Annotated in this window: 16 protein-coding genes; 9 read left to right on the forward strand and 7 right to left on the reverse strand. The window is 71.2% G+C overall.

Annotated features, from left to right (window positions below; translation table 11 throughout):
• The first annotated feature begins 40 nt into the window (after positions 1–40).
• The 3 genes from ACFV9T_RS28235 (at position 41) to ACFV9T_RS28245 (ending at position 2,235) form a co-directional block, all read left to right on the forward strand.
• Positions 41–988 (forward strand): PAC2 family protein, encoded by a 948-nt coding sequence (locus ACFV9T_RS28235; RefSeq protein WP_385445129.1) that lies wholly within the window; start codon positions 41–43, stop codon positions 986–988.
• A gap of 47 nt (positions 989–1,035) precedes the next feature.
• Complete coding sequence (gene coaE / locus ACFV9T_RS28240) at positions 1,036–1,641, forward strand: dephospho-CoA kinase (protein ID WP_385445130.1); 606 nt, start codon at positions 1,036–1,038, stop codon at positions 1,639–1,641.
• Positions 1,642–1,866: 225 nt separating this feature from the next.
• Positions 1,867–2,235 (forward strand): tetratricopeptide repeat protein, encoded by a 369-nt coding sequence (locus ACFV9T_RS28245; RefSeq protein WP_385445132.1) that lies wholly within the window; start codon positions 1,867–1,869, stop codon positions 2,233–2,235.
• A 12-nt stretch (positions 2,236–2,247) separates the two neighbouring features.
• Here the strand turns inward: ACFV9T_RS28245 and ACFV9T_RS28250 are convergent, their stop codons facing one another.
• Positions 2,248–2,529 (reverse strand): DUF6343 family protein, encoded by a 282-nt coding sequence (locus tag ACFV9T_RS28250; RefSeq protein WP_385445134.1) that lies wholly within the window; start codon positions 2,527–2,529, stop codon positions 2,248–2,250.
• A gap of 116 nt (positions 2,530–2,645) precedes the next feature.
• Between ACFV9T_RS28250 and ACFV9T_RS28255 the strand changes: the two genes are divergently transcribed.
• A complete protein-coding gene (locus tag ACFV9T_RS28255; protein WP_385445136.1) occupies positions 2,646–3,779 on the forward strand; it encodes an ADP-ribosylglycohydrolase family protein in 1,134 nt (377 codons plus the stop codon).
• On the opposite strand, the gene ACFV9T_RS28260 is transcribed toward ACFV9T_RS28255, so the two are convergent.
• The gene (locus tag ACFV9T_RS28260; protein WP_385445138.1) at positions 3,764–4,984 is read right to left on the reverse strand and encodes an aromatic acid exporter family protein; all 1,221 of its coding nucleotides are present in this window, start codon (positions 4,982–4,984) and stop codon (positions 3,764–3,766) included. The genes ACFV9T_RS28255 and ACFV9T_RS28260 overlap by 16 nt on opposite strands.
• A 78-nt stretch (positions 4,985–5,062) precedes the next feature.
• Between ACFV9T_RS28260 and ACFV9T_RS28265 the strand changes: the two genes are divergently transcribed.
• Positions 5,063–5,524: a type II toxin-antitoxin system PemK/MazF family toxin gene (locus tag ACFV9T_RS28265; RefSeq protein WP_385445140.1), complete on the forward strand. Its 462-nt coding sequence runs from the start codon at positions 5,063–5,065 to the stop codon at positions 5,522–5,524.
• A 12-nt stretch (positions 5,525–5,536) separates the two neighbouring features.
• Here ACFV9T_RS28265 and ACFV9T_RS28270 read toward each other — a convergent pair whose 3' ends face one another.
• On the reverse strand, positions 5,537–6,079 hold the full coding sequence (locus ACFV9T_RS28270) for a DUF1697 domain-containing protein (RefSeq protein ID WP_385445142.1): 543 nt from the start codon (positions 6,077–6,079) through the stop codon (positions 5,537–5,539).
• 76 nt (positions 6,080–6,155) lie between these two features.
• Between ACFV9T_RS28270 and ACFV9T_RS28275 the strand changes: the two genes are divergently transcribed.
• Positions 6,156–6,803: a uridine kinase gene (locus ACFV9T_RS28275; RefSeq protein WP_385445144.1), complete on the forward strand. Its 648-nt coding sequence runs from the start codon at positions 6,156–6,158 to the stop codon at positions 6,801–6,803.
• 37 nt (positions 6,804–6,840) lie between these two features.
• Here ACFV9T_RS28275 and ACFV9T_RS28280 read toward each other — a convergent pair whose 3' ends face one another.
• From ACFV9T_RS28280 to ACFV9T_RS28295, 4 genes are all read right to left on the reverse strand, one after another.
• Entirely contained in the window at positions 6,841–7,500 is a 660-nt protein-coding gene (locus tag ACFV9T_RS28280; RefSeq protein ID WP_385445146.1) for a DUF4360 domain-containing protein, read from the reverse strand.
• Between the two features lie 60 nt (positions 7,501–7,560).
• Entirely contained in the window at positions 7,561–8,202 is a 642-nt protein-coding gene (locus ACFV9T_RS28285; RefSeq protein ID WP_385445148.1) for a DUF4360 domain-containing protein, read from the reverse strand.
• Positions 8,203–8,487: 285 nt separating this feature from the next.
• Positions 8,488–9,066 carry a methylated-DNA--[protein]-cysteine S-methyltransferase gene (locus tag ACFV9T_RS28290; protein WP_385445150.1) on the reverse strand — a complete coding sequence of 193 codons (579 nt, stop codon included), beginning with the start codon at positions 9,064–9,066 and terminating at the stop codon, positions 8,488–8,490.
• A 58-nt stretch (positions 9,067–9,124) separates the two neighbouring features.
• Positions 9,125–10,006 carry a glycerophosphodiester phosphodiesterase gene (locus tag ACFV9T_RS28295; RefSeq protein ID WP_385445151.1) on the reverse strand — a complete coding sequence of 294 codons (882 nt, stop codon included), beginning with the start codon at positions 10,004–10,006 and terminating at the stop codon, positions 9,125–9,127.
• A gap of 169 nt (positions 10,007–10,175) precedes the next feature.
• On the opposite strand from ACFV9T_RS28295, the gene uvrB reads away from it, so the two are divergent.
• From uvrB to ACFV9T_RS28310, 3 genes are all read left to right on the forward strand, one after another.
• Positions 10,176–12,326 carry an excinuclease ABC subunit UvrB gene (uvrB, locus tag ACFV9T_RS28300; RefSeq protein WP_385445152.1) on the forward strand — a complete coding sequence of 717 codons (2,151 nt, stop codon included), beginning with the start codon at positions 10,176–10,178 and terminating at the stop codon, positions 12,324–12,326.
• Positions 12,327–12,516: 190 nt separating this feature from the next.
• Positions 12,517–13,095 carry a TerD family protein gene (locus ACFV9T_RS28305; RefSeq protein ID WP_385445153.1) on the forward strand — a complete coding sequence of 193 codons (579 nt, stop codon included), beginning with the start codon at positions 12,517–12,519 and terminating at the stop codon, positions 13,093–13,095.
• 119 nt (positions 13,096–13,214) lie between these two features.
• Entirely contained in the window at positions 13,215–15,197 is a 1,983-nt protein-coding gene (locus ACFV9T_RS28310; protein ID WP_385445154.1) for a TerD family protein, read from the forward strand.
• Positions 15,198–15,223: the final 26 nt, after the last annotated feature.

Genomic DNA, 15,223 nt, shown 5'->3' on the forward strand with positions numbered 1-15,223 from the left:
TGGTGTTTTCGCGTACGGAACACAAGGAGGAGCGGTCACAGTGCTTGATCCACAGGATTTGTACGCGTGGGAACCGAGCGGGCTCGCGGAAGTCGACGCGATAGCCTCCCGGGATTCGGCCGGGCTGGTGCTGCTCTACCACTTCGACGGATACATCGACGCCGGGGAGACCGGCGACCAGATCGTGGAGCGGCTGCTCGACGGACTGCCCCGGCAGGTCGTCGCCCGCTTCGACCACGACCGGCTCGTCGACTACCGGGCCCGGCGCCCCCTGCTCACCTTCCAGCGCGACCGCTGGACGGGCTACGAGACCCCGGCGATCGAACTCCACCTGGTGCGGGACGCGACCGCGGCGCCCTTCCTGCTGCTCTGCGGGCCCGAACCGGACGTGGAGTGGGAGCGGTTCGCGGCCGCGGTGGGGCAGATGATCGAGCGGCTCGGCGTGCGGCTCGCCGTGAACTTCCACGGCATCCCGATGGGCGTTCCGCACACCCGGCCGGTGGGGCTCACCCCGCACGGCAACCGCACCGATCTGATGCCCGGCCACCGAGGCCTCTTCGACGAGGCCCAGGTGCCCGGCAGCGCCGAGTCGCTGATCGAGTACCGGCTCGGCGAGGCGGGCCACGACGTGCTCGGTGTCGCCGCCCACGTCCCCCACTATCTGGCCCGTTCCGCCTACCCCGACGCGGCGCTGACCGCGCTGGAGGCGGTCACCGCGGCCACCGGTCTGGTGCTGCCGGGCGCCGCCCACGCGCTGCGCAACGAGGCGCTGAAGACGCAGGAGGAGATCGAGCGGCAGGTCTCGGAGGGGGACGACGAGCTGGTCGCGCTCGTACGGGGCCTTGAGCACCAGTACGACGCGGTGGCCGGGGCCGAGAGCCGTGGCAACCTGGTCGCGGAACCGGCCGAGCTGCCGTCGGCGGATGAACTGGGCGCCGAGTTCGAGCGCTTCCTCGCCGAGCGGGAAGGCGGCGAGGGCGGCGCCTGAGGCCGGGAGGGCGGCGCCTGCGCGGCGGTCCGTATAGCGTGGGCCCCATGCTGAAGCTGGGGCTCACGGGCGGAATCGGCGCGGGCAAGAGCGAAGTCTCGCGAATCTTGGTCTCTTACGGTGCGGTGCTGATCGACTCCGATCGGATCGCCCGTGAGGTGGTCGAGCCGGGAACCCCCGGCCTCGCCGCCGTCGTCGACGAGTTCGGGCCCGGGGTGCTGACCGCCGACGGTCGGCTCGACCGGCCGAAGCTCGGCGGCATCGTCTTCAACGACCCCGAGCGGCTGCGCGCGCTGAACGCCATCGTCCACCCTCTGGTCCGCGACCGCTCCGCCGAGCTGCAGGCGGCCGCCGGACCGGAGACGGTGGTCGTCCACGACGTCCCGCTGCTCGCCGAGAACGGACTGGGGTCCCTGTACGACGTGGTCCTGGTCGTCGACGCCACGCCCGAAACCCAGCTCGACCGGCTGGTCCGGCAGCGCGGCATGACCGAGGACGAGGCGCGGGCCCGGATGGCGGCCCAGGCGACCCGCGAGGAGCGGCTGGCCGTCGCCGATGTCGTGATCGACAACGATGGCCCGCTGGAGGAACTGGAACCGCGGGTCCGGAAGGTCTGGACGGAGCTGGCGGAGCGGGCGGCCGCCACGGGCTGAGGCGGCGGGCCGAGGCGACGGGCTGAGACGGCGGGCTGAGGCGGCGGGCCGTGCTTGCGGGGCGGGCCGAGGGGGAATGTGGCGCACCGGGTGGTTGTTGTGCTGCCCGTACCGACGATCATCACCGAAGCGACCGCCGAGGAACCGCCGAGCGACACCGAGAACCACCGAGGGATCACCGCACACAGGGCCAAAGATCACGCAAGCCCGGGGAAGGAAGCGGCTGTGCCCGAGCCCACGCCCGAGACCCACGTCATCGACTACCGCGCCGCGGAGCAGCTGCTCGCCGCCCGAGATCCGCGAGGCGCCGTGAAGCTGCTCGACTCGGTCATCACCGCCCACCCCGAGAACACCGCGGCCCGGCTGCTCCGGGCCCGCGCGTTCTTCGGCGCGGCCCAGCTCCGCGCCGCTGAACTCGAATTCCACATCGTCCTGGAGCGCGAGCCGGACAACGCGTTCGCCCACTTCGCCCTCGCCCGTACGCTGGAGCGGGCCTCCCGCAAGGCCGAGGCCACCCGCCACTTCCGCCTCGCCGCGGCGCTCGATCCGCGCCCGGACTTCGTGGAGGCGGCGCGGTTCGGCGAGCAGGGCTGAGCCGGACACCCCCTAGCGCCGTCGCCCCCTGACCGGCGCGTACGGCGGCACGTCCCGCCCCGGCTGGTAGTGCGGCCCCTGCCGGATGTGCCGGATGACCAGCACCAGGTCGGTCAGGGTGACGGCGGCCAGTGCCGCGCAGGCGGCCGCCCAGCCCGGCCGGTCCGCCAGCGCGAACGCCACCGCGCCGCCGACGGTCCACAGCAGTCCCCAGGTGGCGAGCCACAGCCGCATCCGCAGGGGGCTGCGCGCATGTGCGGGCTCATCGCCCGTCCGGATGAATCGCATCGACATGTCGCACCGTCTCCCTCTCCGACGCTACCGCCACAGGCCTGTCGGTGTGGTCTGCGATCATGTGCTGAGCACACAGGAGCTGTGCCTCCACCCGCGCACGAAGAGGAGAGCCGCACGTGATCCAGCAGTCCTGGGACGAATCGGCCGCCCGGCGGGCCCGCATACGCGGCTGTCTGCTCGGCGGCGCGATCGGTGACGCGCTCGGCAACCCGATCGAGTTCCGCTCCCTGGCGGGGATCCGCGAGGCCTACGGCGCGGCGGGCATCACCGGGCTCGTCCCGGACGACAGCGGCGTCACCGGCCGGATCACCGATGACACCCAGATGACCCTGTTCACGGCCGAGGGGCTGATCCGGGCCCATGCCCGCGCGCTGGCCGAGGGCGTCGACGGCGCCGAGATCGCCATCGTCCGCCAGGCGTATCTGCGCTGGCTCGACACCCAGAACTACCCCGAGCCGCCACCCCCGCGGACCGGGGACCAGGTCTCCCGCTCCGGCTGGCTGCGCACCCACCCGTGGCTGTACGCGCGCCGCGCGCCCGGCAACGCCTGCCTCTCCGGCCTCCTCGTGGACCACACCCCTGCCCCGGACCTCCCCCTCCACGGCGGCCCGGGCCCGGTGAACGGCGGCTCCAAGGGCTGCGGCACCGTGATGCGTTCGGCCCCGTTCGGCCTCACCGGCGGGCCCGCCCGCGGCTGCTTCGAACTCGCCGCCCGCTGCGCCCAGATCACCCACGGCCACCCGACCGGCTACCTCGCGGCGGGCGCCCTGGCCGCGATGGTCGCGTACCTCCTCGACGGCGACTCCCTGGAGGGCGCCGCCCTGCGCACCCTGAACCTGCTGCGCGGCTACCCGCGCCACGAGGAGACCGCCACCGCCCTGCGCCGCGCGATCGACCTGGCGGCCGGGGGCGACCCCACCGCGGAGAAGGCCGAGTCGCTCGGCGGCGGCTGGATCGCCGAGGAAGCGCTCGCCATCGCCGTCTACGCCGCCCTGGCGCACCCCAGCCCCCGGGCGGCCCTGCTGCTCTCCGTCAACCACTCGGGCGACAGCGACTCCACCGGTGCGATCTGCGGCAACCTCCTGGGCGTCCACCACGGCGACCTGCGCCTCCCCCCGTCCTGGCTGGCCCAGGTGGAGGGCCGCGGCACGATAGCCGAGCTGGCCGACGACTTCGCCGCCGAGTTCCACCCCTCCACCGAGCCGCACCCCACCCCGCTCTTCCCCCAGGACCGCTACCCGCTCAACTGACCGCGCCGACTGCCGCGGAGGCGGCGGTGGAGGTTGTGGAGGGCGGGGAAGCGTTCGCGGTTCTCGCGGGCGCTGCGGTCGAGTTCTTCCATGAGGCGGCGGGAGCGCTGTTCCATGTCCAGTTCGGCGAGGATGCGGTCGATCTCGGCGAGCAGGGCGCCCTGGAGCTGCCATTGGCCCGGGTGGCGCTGGACGCGGCGGAGGAGGAGCTGGGCGGCCTGGTCGCGGCTGGTGTGGGCTCGGGACAGCTCGGTGGCCAGCCGGGTTTCGGCCTCTTCGGCGCTGGCGCTGACCGGGCTGGTGACCAGGATGGCGAAGCTCTCGACGGCGGCGGCGGTGTGGCGGAAGAGGTCTTCCAGGGCCTCGGCGATGTCCGGGGGAAAGAGGGGTTCGTCCGTCCGCGTCTTGGCGAGGTCGGTGAGGGTGCGGGTGAGGACGCGCAGGACGACCGTGCAGATCTCCAGGGTGTCCAGGCCGGTGCGCAGCACCACCCGGTGCAGCAGGCCCTCCTTGACGCGGGGGTTGAGGCGGACGCTGTCCTCGGCCTGCCGGAGGGCGGCGTCGACCTGGGAGATGTCGTGGTCGAGGCGGCGGGCCTCGTGGAGGCGGGCGGCGGCGCGTTCGACCGGGGTGGGGCTGCCCAGCTCCTCGGCCATGTGCAGCAGGAGCTGACGCATCCGGCGGGCGAGGTCCACGATCGACTCGCCTGCGGTGCGCACCCAGACGGGCGGCGCGAGAAGGAAGTTGAAGGCCAGTCCGACGACGGCCCCGATGAGGGTTTCCAGAATCCGGGACCAGGCGGTGGTGGTCACTTGGCTTACGCCGAGGACGAGCATGGCGCTGATCGCCACTTCAGGGACGAATTCGCTCACTCGGGCGAAATGACCGGCCGTCAATGACGCGAGAATGATCAGACCCAGGCTCCACCAGGTCAGCCCGACCAGGATGGAGAAGGCGATGGCGAGCAGGACGCCCACCACCACGGCGTTCACCCGGCGGATACCGGTGGTGAGGGTCGCGAAGAGGGTCACCTGCACCACGAGCAGCGCGGTGAGCGGGGCGGTCAGCGGGGCCGCTTCGGTGCTCAGCTGGAGCGCGACGACGTACGCGATGGTCGCGGCCGCCGCGGATCGCAGAGTCTGGACGACGACGGGGGCTTTGCGGCGCTTGACGAGGTCCGCCACCGGGTCGAGGACATCAGGCACATGCTTGTCCCTTCCCGCTGCGCGCGTACCGGCACCGCGACGCCGCCCGGCCACCTCGGACGGGCTAACGTGTGGGGCGTGATCAGGCCATTCAAGGGGACCGAAGACGACGAGGCGCTGCCCGGGAGCACCGGCCCCACCGCCACCGTCGAAGCCGAGCCGCGCCAGGTCGGGCGGGTACGCACCGAGTACGCACCGGATCCGGACGGGGACCCCGATCCGGGCGAGATCGTCTGGACGTGGGTGCCGTACGAGGAGAACGACGGGCGCGGCAAGGACCGGCCGGTGCTGGTCGTCGCGCGGGAGCGCGGCGGCACGCTGCTGGCCGTACAGCTGTCGAGCAAGCGGCATGACGGCGACCACGAGTGGGTGGCGATCGGCGCCGGTCCGTGGGACCGGGCCGGGCGCGACTCGTGGGTCGACGTGGACCGCGTCCTGCGGGTGCATCCGGACGGCATGCGGCGCGAGGCGTGCGCGCTGGACCGGCCGCGCTTCGACCTGGTCGTGCTGCGGCTGCGGCAGCGGTACGGCTGGCGCTGAGCCGTACCGGCGTCAGGTGTCGGCCAGCGCCAGCAGCTTGGTGACCGTGTTCCAGTTGCGGGCGGTGGCCGTCACCCCGAGCCGGGGATTGCCGAGCTTCGCGGCCAGCTTGGAGCGGCCGAGGCCGCCGGGCACGTGGAGGTAGATCTCGCGCCCGATGAGCCGGAACTCGTGCGGCGCGTACGCGGCAGCGTTCAGCGCGTCCAGCGCCGAGGTGTCGGTGGGCACATCCGACAGGAAGACCACATGCAGGGTCTTGGGTTCGGCCACGGCGGCGGGGTACGGGTTGGCGTCCACGGTGGCGGCCAGCTCGTCGCGGGTCCGCACCATCACGGGTACGGAGAAGCCCAGGTCGGCGGAGAAGGCGTCCTCGAGCGTGCGGGCCGTGCGGTCGGGCGGGGTGCCGGGGTCGGCGAAGACGATGTTGCCGGTCTGGAGGTGGACGGTGACGTCCTCGAACCCCAGCTCGGCCATCAGCGCGCGCTGCCGCGCCATCGGGAACTTCTTGTTGCCGCCCACATTGATGCCGCGCAGCAGCGCTATCTGGGATGTCATGGGCCGTTCTCCTGACGTGACGCCTGCGGGGAGCGTACCCGCACTACGCCGGATGGAGGCACGGCATCATGGGGGCGTGCGGCTGGAAGCGATCACCTGGGAACGGTTGACCGACGCGACCGCCGACCGCATCGCCGGGATGACGGCGGCGGACGGCGGGCCCTGGCTCAGGGTGGCGGTCGACGGCGCCCCCGCGGCGCGCCCCGGGGAGCTGGCCCGGGACCTGGCGGAGGCGCTGCGGATACGCGGGCGCCCGGTGCTCGTGGTCGCGGCGGCGGGATTCCTGCGGCCCGCTTCGCTGCGCTACGAGTACGGGAAGCGGGACGCCGACGCGTACTACGACCGCTGGCTGGACACCGGGGCCCTGTGGCGCGAGGTCTTCGGCCCGCTGGAGCCGGGCCCGGGCGGCACCGGGCGGGTGCTGCCCGACCTGTGGGACCCGGCGACCGACCGGGCCACCCGCAGCCCCTACGCCGAACTGCCGCCGGGCGGGGTGCTCCTGCTGCACGGGGCGCTGCTGCTGGGGCACTGGTTCCCGTTCGATCTGTCGGTGCATGTGTGGCTGACGCCGGGCGCCCTCGGCCGCCGCACCGAGGAGGACGAGCGCTGGACGCTGCCCGCCTTCGCGCGGTACGAGGACGAAGTGCGGCCCGTCGAGAGCGCGGACGTGGTGGTGCGGGCGGACAACCCCCGGCATCCGGCGTGGCACCTTCCGGAACCGTAGGAAGTACCTGTCGGGGCGGCCCGCCCGTGCCCGCGCGCTACTTCTTCTGCGGGCACTCCTTCCACGCGAAGTGGTACGTGGTGCTCACGTCGCCGTCCGTCGAGTCCATGGTCATGAAGCTCGTCGTGGTCTGGGTGTTCGACGTTCCGGCGTTGACCCGCAGCTCGGTGTTGATGTTGAAGTTCCGCAGCTCACCGCAGGGGGACCAGACCACGGTGGCGATGTCGGCCGTGTCGGTGACCTGCCAGTTGTCGTCGTAGGCACCGGCGAAGTCATGCGAGTTCGACGTCGTCTGCGACTGGCCCTGGAAGTAGTACGAGGCCTTCTCGGTGGCGGAGGCGCCCTTCTCCAGGTGTGCGTAGCCCCGGTAGTCGACGCTGGCGATGGCGTAGGAGAAGCCCTGCGGCACATGCGTGACCAGGCTCAGCTGGCAGTTCTTCCGGAAGTCGGTCGGCTTGGCGCCCTTGCCCACCTGGGCGAGGTAGTTGCTGTAGGTGACCGTGAACGCGGTGTTGTCGGGAGAGACCGCCACCGCCGCCGTCCCGGCCGGACAGCCCGAGCCATTGACGGTCGCGACCTTGATCACGATCTTGTCGGGTGGCACGGTCTCGAACGGTGGTTCCGCGTATGCCTGAGAGGTGAGAGTCGAGGCGAATAACGCCGCGACCACGCCGCCTGCGTACAGAACACCGGGCATGATTCTCCATTCGATGGTGGATTTACCAGCCCTGCTGGAGGGGCCCGCCCTGCTGGACGGCTAGGGGCATTCCTTCCAGGCCAGGTGGTAAATGGTGTTGGCTCCGCCGTCCGTCGAGTCCATGGCCATGAAGCTGGTGGTGCCCGTCGCGGAGGTGCCCGCGTTTACCCGCAGTTCGGTGTTGATGTTGAAGTTCCGGTCCTGGCCGCACGGCGCCCATACCAGTGCGCTGTATTCCGTGCTGTCCGTGGTCTGCCAGTTGTCGCTGTACGGACCGCTGAAGTCATGGGTGCGCGATGCGGTGTCCGACGACCCCTGGAAGTAGTAACTCGCCTTCTCGGTGCCCTTCGCGCCCTTTTGCAGCGAGGCATAGCCGCGGTAGTCGACCTGCGCGACGGCGTAGGTGAACCCCTGCGGTACGTGAACGCCCAGGTTGAGCTGGCAGTTCTTGCGGATATCGGTGGGGTTCGAGCTGGGGCCGACCTGGGCGAGATAGTCGCTGTAGGTCACGGTGAATGCCGTGTTGTCGCTGGCGACGGACACCGCTGCGGTCCCTTTCGGACAGCCCGAGCCGTTCACCGTCTTGACGCTGACCTGGATCTTTTCCGGCGGCACATCGGGGGCCGAGGAAACACCTTGGGCGGAAAAGGCGGAGGCGAATAACGCCGCGGCCGCGCCGCGGGCAAGCAGAACACCGGACATGGCTCTCCAATTCGATCATCGGGGGACGTGGTTGAGCCGTGAAGGAACACGCTCGTCTTTCGGGCGTGAGCGGGGAAACGCGTGAGCGGGAAGAACGAGAAGAGCGGAAGAACGAAAGAGCGTCACCGCGTAGCTGAATGTGCTTGCGTAGCATTCTCGCCGGGTGGGGCCCGCGAGCGCTCTTAAGGTAAGGGTGGAACGGGTCCATGACAAGATGGCGGTGGATTCCGGCGGCCAAAATATTTTCCAACCCGGTAACCGGTGACCCGGGAGACTCCTGGCGACTCAGAAGAGCGGTTGCGGAAGTACCCCTTCCAGGGCCAGCAGGGTCCGCTTGGTCTCCAGTCCGCCGCCGAAGCCGCCTATCCCGCCGTCGCTCTCCACGACGCGATGGCAGGGAACCACCACCGGCAGCGGATTGCTGCCCATGGCCACGCCGACCGCGCGGGCGGCGTCCGGCTCGCCGACCCGGCGGGCGAGGTCCTGGTAGCCGACGACCGTGCCGTACGGAACGTGGGCGGCCAGCTCGCGCAGCACCCGGCGGTTGAATCCGGCGGACAGGGACCAGTCCAGCGGCAGGGAGAACGCCTGTGTCCGCTCGGCGAAGTAGCTCTCCACCTGCCGTATCGCCTCGGTGAGATGCGCGCCGGGCTCGGGCGCGGGCCCGGTGCCGAGGCGGCGGGTGAGCCGGTCGACGGCCCTGGCCGCCGTCTTCGGGTCGGCGTGGAAGACCACGTTGACCAGCCCCTGGCCGGTGGCCGCGAGCAGCAGGGGACCGATGGGCGTGTCGGACACCGCCCAGGACCAGTCCTGGGTCTCCTGCTGCTCAGGCCGCCGCTCCGGCTGCCGCTCTTCGTTCGTCACACCCTCAGCGTAGGCGGGGGGTCCGACAGCGCCCCGCCGTCAGCGGGTATCAGGGGCGTCAGCGGGCGTCGTCCAGGGCGTCCCGCACCACATCGGGCTTGTTGGTGATGATCCCGTCCACCCCCATCCCCGCGACCCTGACCGCCGCCGGGCCGTTGTCCACCGTCCAGGTGTAGACCTCCAGCGGACGGCCGTGCACACCCTTCACCGCCTGGATCTCCTTCACATAGGCGGCGTCGATCGTCGTGTGGTTCGGGTTGATCTGGTCGGCGAACTCCGCGTAGCGCGGCAGATCGGCGACGGGCGGGGTGCCCAGGAACCCGGTCTTGACGTCCCGCCGCAGCTGGTGGAGCGTCCGGACGCAGTCGGCGCTGAAGCTCTGCACGATCAGCCGCTTGAGGTGCTTGCGGTCAAGCCAGCCCTCCCGGCGCAGCTCGCGCAGCGTCTGCCGCTCGATGCCCGGGTACAGCTCCGGCGCCTTGATCTCCATGAGCAGCTTCTGGTGGTTGTCCGAAACCCGGTCCAGGTACTCCTCCAGGGTCGGCACCGGCTCGCCCGCGAACTTCGGCCCGAACCAGCTCCCGGCGTCGAGTTTCTCGATCTCGTCCAGGGTGAAGTCGGAGATCTTCCAGGGGGCGCGGTCCGGGAAGACCTGCTCGACGTCGGTGGTCCGGGTGAGTGTGGTGTCGTGCATGATGATCAGCTCGCCGTCCCGGGTGCGCTGCACGTCGTTCTCCACCCAGTCGACGCCCAGGTCATCGGCGGCGTCGACGGCGGCCAGGGTGTTCTCGGGGGCGTAGGCGGAGGCTCCCCGGTGCGCCACCGTCGTGGGGTGGTGGTGGTGCGATGCGCCGGGGGCGGCCTGGGCCGCCGTGGGGAGGAAGAGCGCGGAGACACCCAGGAGAGCGCCGGTTAACGCGGCGGCGGGGCGGATCTGCATACGGACTCCTCGCGTCGTCTGACTCGCGGACGGCCGAAGCGTGCCAGACGCGCGCCCCCGAGGACAGTCACAGAAAGGCCGTACATTGATCCATCCCGTACCCCTCCCGGAGCGGCGGGGAGAGCGGGAGGTCCGGCCGTTGTCAGTGGCGAGTCGTACGGTGGGTCTCATGCGGCCCGTGACTCAGATCGAACGCAAGGTGGCGCCTTTCGAGGTCGTCAGCCCGTACACGCCCAGCGGCGACCAGCCCACGGCCATCGCCGACCTGGAGCGGCGCGTCAGCGGCGGTGAGAAGGATGTCGTGCTGCTCGGCGCGACCGGCACCGGCAAGTCCGCGACCACCGCGTGGATGATCGAGAAGCTTCAGCGCCCCACGCTCGTCATGGCGCCGAACAAGACCCTCGCCGCCCAGCTCGCCAACGAGTTCCGCGAGCTGCTGCCGAACAACGCGGTCGAGTACTTCGTCTCGTACTACGACTACTACCAGCCCGAGGCGTACGTACCGCAGTCGGACACCTACATCGAGAAGGACTCCTCGATCAACGAGGAGGTCGAGCGGCTGCGCCACTCCGCGACGAATTCGCTGCTCACCCGGCGCGATGTGGTCGTGGTGGCATCCGTCTCCTGCATCTACGGCCTGGGCACCCCGCAGGAGTACGTGGACCGCATGGTGCCGCTCAAGGTCGGCGAGGAGTTCGACCGCGACCAGCTGCTGCGCCGCTTCGTGGACATCCAGTACAGCCGTAACGACATGGCGTTCACCCGGGGCACCTTCCGGGTCCGCGGCGACACCATCGAGATCTTCCCGGTCTACGAGGAGCTGGCGGTCCGGATCGAGATGTTCGGCGACGAGATCGAGGCGCTGTCGACGCTCCATCCGCTCACCGGCGAGGTGATCAGCGACGACCAGGAGCTGTATGTGTTCCCGGCCAGCCACTATGTGGCCGGGCCCGAGCGCATGGAGAAGGCCATCGCCGGGATCGAGTCCGAGCTGGACCAGACCCTCGCCCGGATGGAGAAGCAGGGCAAGCTGCTGGAGGCCCAGCGGCTGCGGATGCGCACCACGTACGACATCGAGATGATGCGGCAGATCGGCACCTGCTCCGGCATCGAGAACTACTCGCTGCACATCGACGGCCGCGAGACCGGCTCCCCGCCGCACACCCTGCTCGACTACTTCCCGGACGACTTCCTCCTGGTCATCGACGAGTCGCATGTCACCGTGCCGCAGATCGGCGCGATGTACGAGGGCGACGCGTCCCGGAAGCGCACGCTGATCGAGCACGGCTTCCGGCTGCCCTCCGCGCTCGACAACCGCCCGCTGAAGTGGGAGGAGTTCCAGAAGCGGATCGGCCAGACCGTCTACCTCTCCGCGACCCCCGGCACGTATGAGATGTCCCGTGGCGACGGCTTCGTGGAGCAGATCATCCGGCCGACCGGCCTGGTCGACCCCGAGGTCGTGGTCAAGCCCACCGACGGGCAGATCGACGATCTGATCCATGAGATCCGCACCCGCACCGAGAAGGACGAGCGGGTCCTCGTCACCACCCTCACCAAGAAGATGGCCGAGGACCTGACGGACTACATGCTCGAACTGGGCATCCAGGTGCGCTATCTGCACAGCGACGTGGACACTTTGCGACGGGTGGAGCTGCTGCGCGAGCTGCGCGCGGGCGAGTTCGACGTCCTGGTCGGCATCAACCTGCTGCGGGAGGGCCTCGACCTGCCCGAGGTCTCGCTGGTGGCCATCCTCGACGCGGACAAGGAGGGCTTCCTGCGCTCCGGCACCTCGCTGATCCAGACCATCGGCCGCGCCGCCCGTAACGTCTCGGGCCAGGTGCACATGTACGCCGACAAGGTCACCCCGGCGATGGAGAAGGCCATCGACGAGACCAACCGCCGCCGGGAGAAGCAGATCGCGTTCAACGAGAAGAACGGGATCGACCCGCAGCCCCTCCGCAAGAAGATCGGCGACATCGTGGCGACCCTCGCGCGCGAGGAGATCGACACCAAGGAGCTGCTGGAAACCGGCTACCGCAAGTCGGCGGACCAGGGTAAGGGAGCGGGCAAGGGGCAGGCGAAGGCGCCGGTGCCCGCCCTGGCGTCCCACAAGGCGGGCGGCAAGGCCGGGAAGGGGGCGAAGGACGGCGAGCTGACCGACCGTCCGGCCGCCGAACTGGCCGAGCTGATCGAGGAGATGACCGACCGGATGCGGGCCGCCGCGGCGGAGCTGCAGTTCGAGGTCGCGGCCCGGCTGCGGGACGAGGTCGGGGAGCTGAAGAAGGAGCTGCGGCAGATGAGGGAGGCCGGGCTCTCCTGACCCCTGGGGCGGATGGGGTTCCGCCGAGGTCCCGCTGTGTTGCAAGACCGACACAAAAGCGCGCTGGCCTGGCCGGACCCCTGGTCGCCGTGCATAGGGTTTTCGGGAGGGCCATGCGAGGCGGCGCGGCTTCGGCCGCGCCGTGCGCGGTGGCCACGGGGAAACCGAGAGACGAGAGTAGGGACAGCGCGTGACGGTCAACATGTCCAAGGGACAGGCCATCAGCCTGCAGAAGGCCGACGGGGGCACCCTGACCGCGGTGCGGATGGGACTGGGCTGGCAGGCGGCGCCCCGCCGGGGACTGTTCGGCTCCCGTACCCGTGAGATCGACCTCGACGCGTCGGCGGTGCTCTTCGCCGACAAGCAGCCGACCGATGTCGTGTTCTTCCGTCACCTGGTGAGCGACGACGGCTCGGTGCGCCACACCGGCGACAACCTGGTCGGCGGCGCGGGCCAGGGCGGCGACGACGAGGCGGTCCTGGTCGATCTGCAGCGGGTGCCGGTGCACATCGACCAGATCGTCTTCACGGTGAACTCCTTCACCGGCCAGACCTTCGCCGAGGTGCAGAACGCGTTCTGCCGACTGGTCGACGAGACCAACGGCGATGAGCTGGCCCGCTACACGCTCACCGGCGGCGGCCAGTACACCGCGCAGATCATGGCCATCGTGCAGCGCGCGGGCAGCGCGTGGCAGATGAAGGCCGTGGGTGAACCGGCCAACGGCCGTACCTTCCAGGACCTGATGCCGCACATCGTGCCGCACCTGTAAGCGGAGCGGTTTCTCCCCGTCGGCCCGGTGGTGCGTCTGCCCACCGGGCCGACGCGCTCACGCGCCGCCGCACCACCGCACCACCACGCACACAACGGAACACAACGAGGGGACGCACGATGACGGCCGAGCTGGTCCGGGGGCAGAACCACCCGCTGCCCGAGACCCGTTTGGAGATCCGGATCTCGGCGGGCAATCCGATCGTGGCCGGGGCGACACTCGGCGATGAGCAGGGCACGGTACGGGGCGTCGAGTGGGTCGCGCACCCCGCCTCGCCGCAGCTGCCCGGCATCGAAGTGTCCAAACAGGCGGCGGCCGACCATCGGCTCGCCGTCGATCTCGACGCGCTGCCCGAGGGTGTCCACCGGGTGCATGTGCTGCTCGCCCTGGTGCGCGGGGCCGGTGGCCCGGCCCGGTTCGGCGCCATGGCCGCGCCGTCCGTCGCCGTCACGGGTCTGGACGGCACCGGGGTGGCCGGTTACACCCTCACCGACCTGGACTCGGAGTCCGCGGTGGTCGCCCTGGAGCTGTACCGCAGGCAGGACGCCTGGAAGGTGCGCGCGGTGGGCCAGGGGTACGCGGGCGGGCTGGCGGAGATGCTGCGGGACCAGGGACTGCCCCAGGCCGTCGAGCTGGCCACCGAGATCAACGACGCGGTGGCGCGCGGCATGGCCCGCTCGGTGGCCCAGCCCCCGCCGCGTGCCGCCGGGGGCGATGGCCGGGTGCGTACGGCCACGGCGGGCGCCGGACCCGCGCCGGACGCCCAGACCCCGGCCCAGGCCCAGACCCCGGCCCAGGCCCAGACCCCGGCCCAGGCACAGACCCAGCCCCAGGCGGGGGCTCAGCCGTCGTCCTCGGCGGGGGACACCGCCCCGGGTGGGCCGATCAACTACCAGCACCCCGGCCGCCGTACCGCCGCGCCGCCCACGCCGCCCCCGGCCGCGCCGCCCGCCACGCCGGGACAGCCCGCCCGGCCCGTCGCGGGGGACGCCTCCGGCTGGACCATGGACGAGCGGCTCTACAACCAGGTCTGGGGCATGTTCGAGGACCTGGCCCGCACCGCCGCCGCCTATCGCAGCGCCGTCGACTTCGCCGAATCCCGGATGGAGCAGGAGCTGGACAAGGTGCTCTCCGACCCGCGCACCCGGGTCGGCCCCGCGGCCGACGCCGCCCGCGCGCAGGCCCGCGCCAAGCAGGCCGGTCTGGTCGAGCAGGCCCGCTCCGCCCTCGACCGCGACCTGGCGCAGCTGGCCGCCGAGGCCGAGGTCGTCGAGCCCGCGCTGCCGCCCGCGTACGCCCGCTGGGACAGCCCGGTCTGGCGGGGCTATCAGGTGCCGATGGAGGTCCCGATGGCGCTGCGCCTGGGCGATCTGCACCTTCCGGAGCGCACGGAGCTGCGCATTCCGATGCTGGTGCGGCTGCCGCTGGAGCGCGGTCTGTGGATCGACGCGGGGCGCACCGGCTCGGCCCGTGGCGCCCTGCTGGACTCCACCGAGCTGCGCGGGCTGGCCGCCGACACGGCGGCGGCGCTGGCGGCGCGGCTGCTGGCGGTGTATCCGGTGGACGAGTTCTCGATGCATGTGATCGACCCGGCGGGCTCGGCAGCGGGGTCGCTGGCCCCGCTGCTGTCGTCCGGCGCGCTGCGTGAGCCGCCGGTGGCCGGGGCGGCGGGGGTGTCCTCGGCGCTCGCCGCGCTGACCCGGCGCGTCGACCTGGTGCAGATGGCGGTCCGCAGCGGGGCCACGGACGCGCTGCCGCCCGATCTGGACCTCGCCCAGCAGCTGCTGATCGTCCACGACTTCCCGCACGGCTTCGACGACCGGGCCGTCACCCAGCTGCGCTATCTCGCGGACGAGGGGCCCTCGGTCGGGGTGCATCTGATGATGGTCGCGGACCGCGAGGACGCGCAGGCGTACGGGCCGGTGCTGGACCCGCTGTGGCGCTCGCTGCTGCGGATCACACCGGTCGCCGACGATCACCTCGCCGACCCCTGGGTCGGCCACGCCTGGACGTACGAACCGTCGCTTGCCCCGGCCGGGAGCCAGGTGCTGCAGCAGGTGCTGGGGCAGGTGGCGCGGGCCCGGCAGACGTACGGACGCTGACCTCGTCCGTTGCCTCAAAGCCCCTT

Source organism: Streptomyces sp. NPDC059850 (assembly GCF_042731515.1).
Taxonomy (GTDB): domain Bacteria; phylum Actinomycetota; class Actinomycetes; order Streptomycetales; family Streptomycetaceae; genus Streptomyces.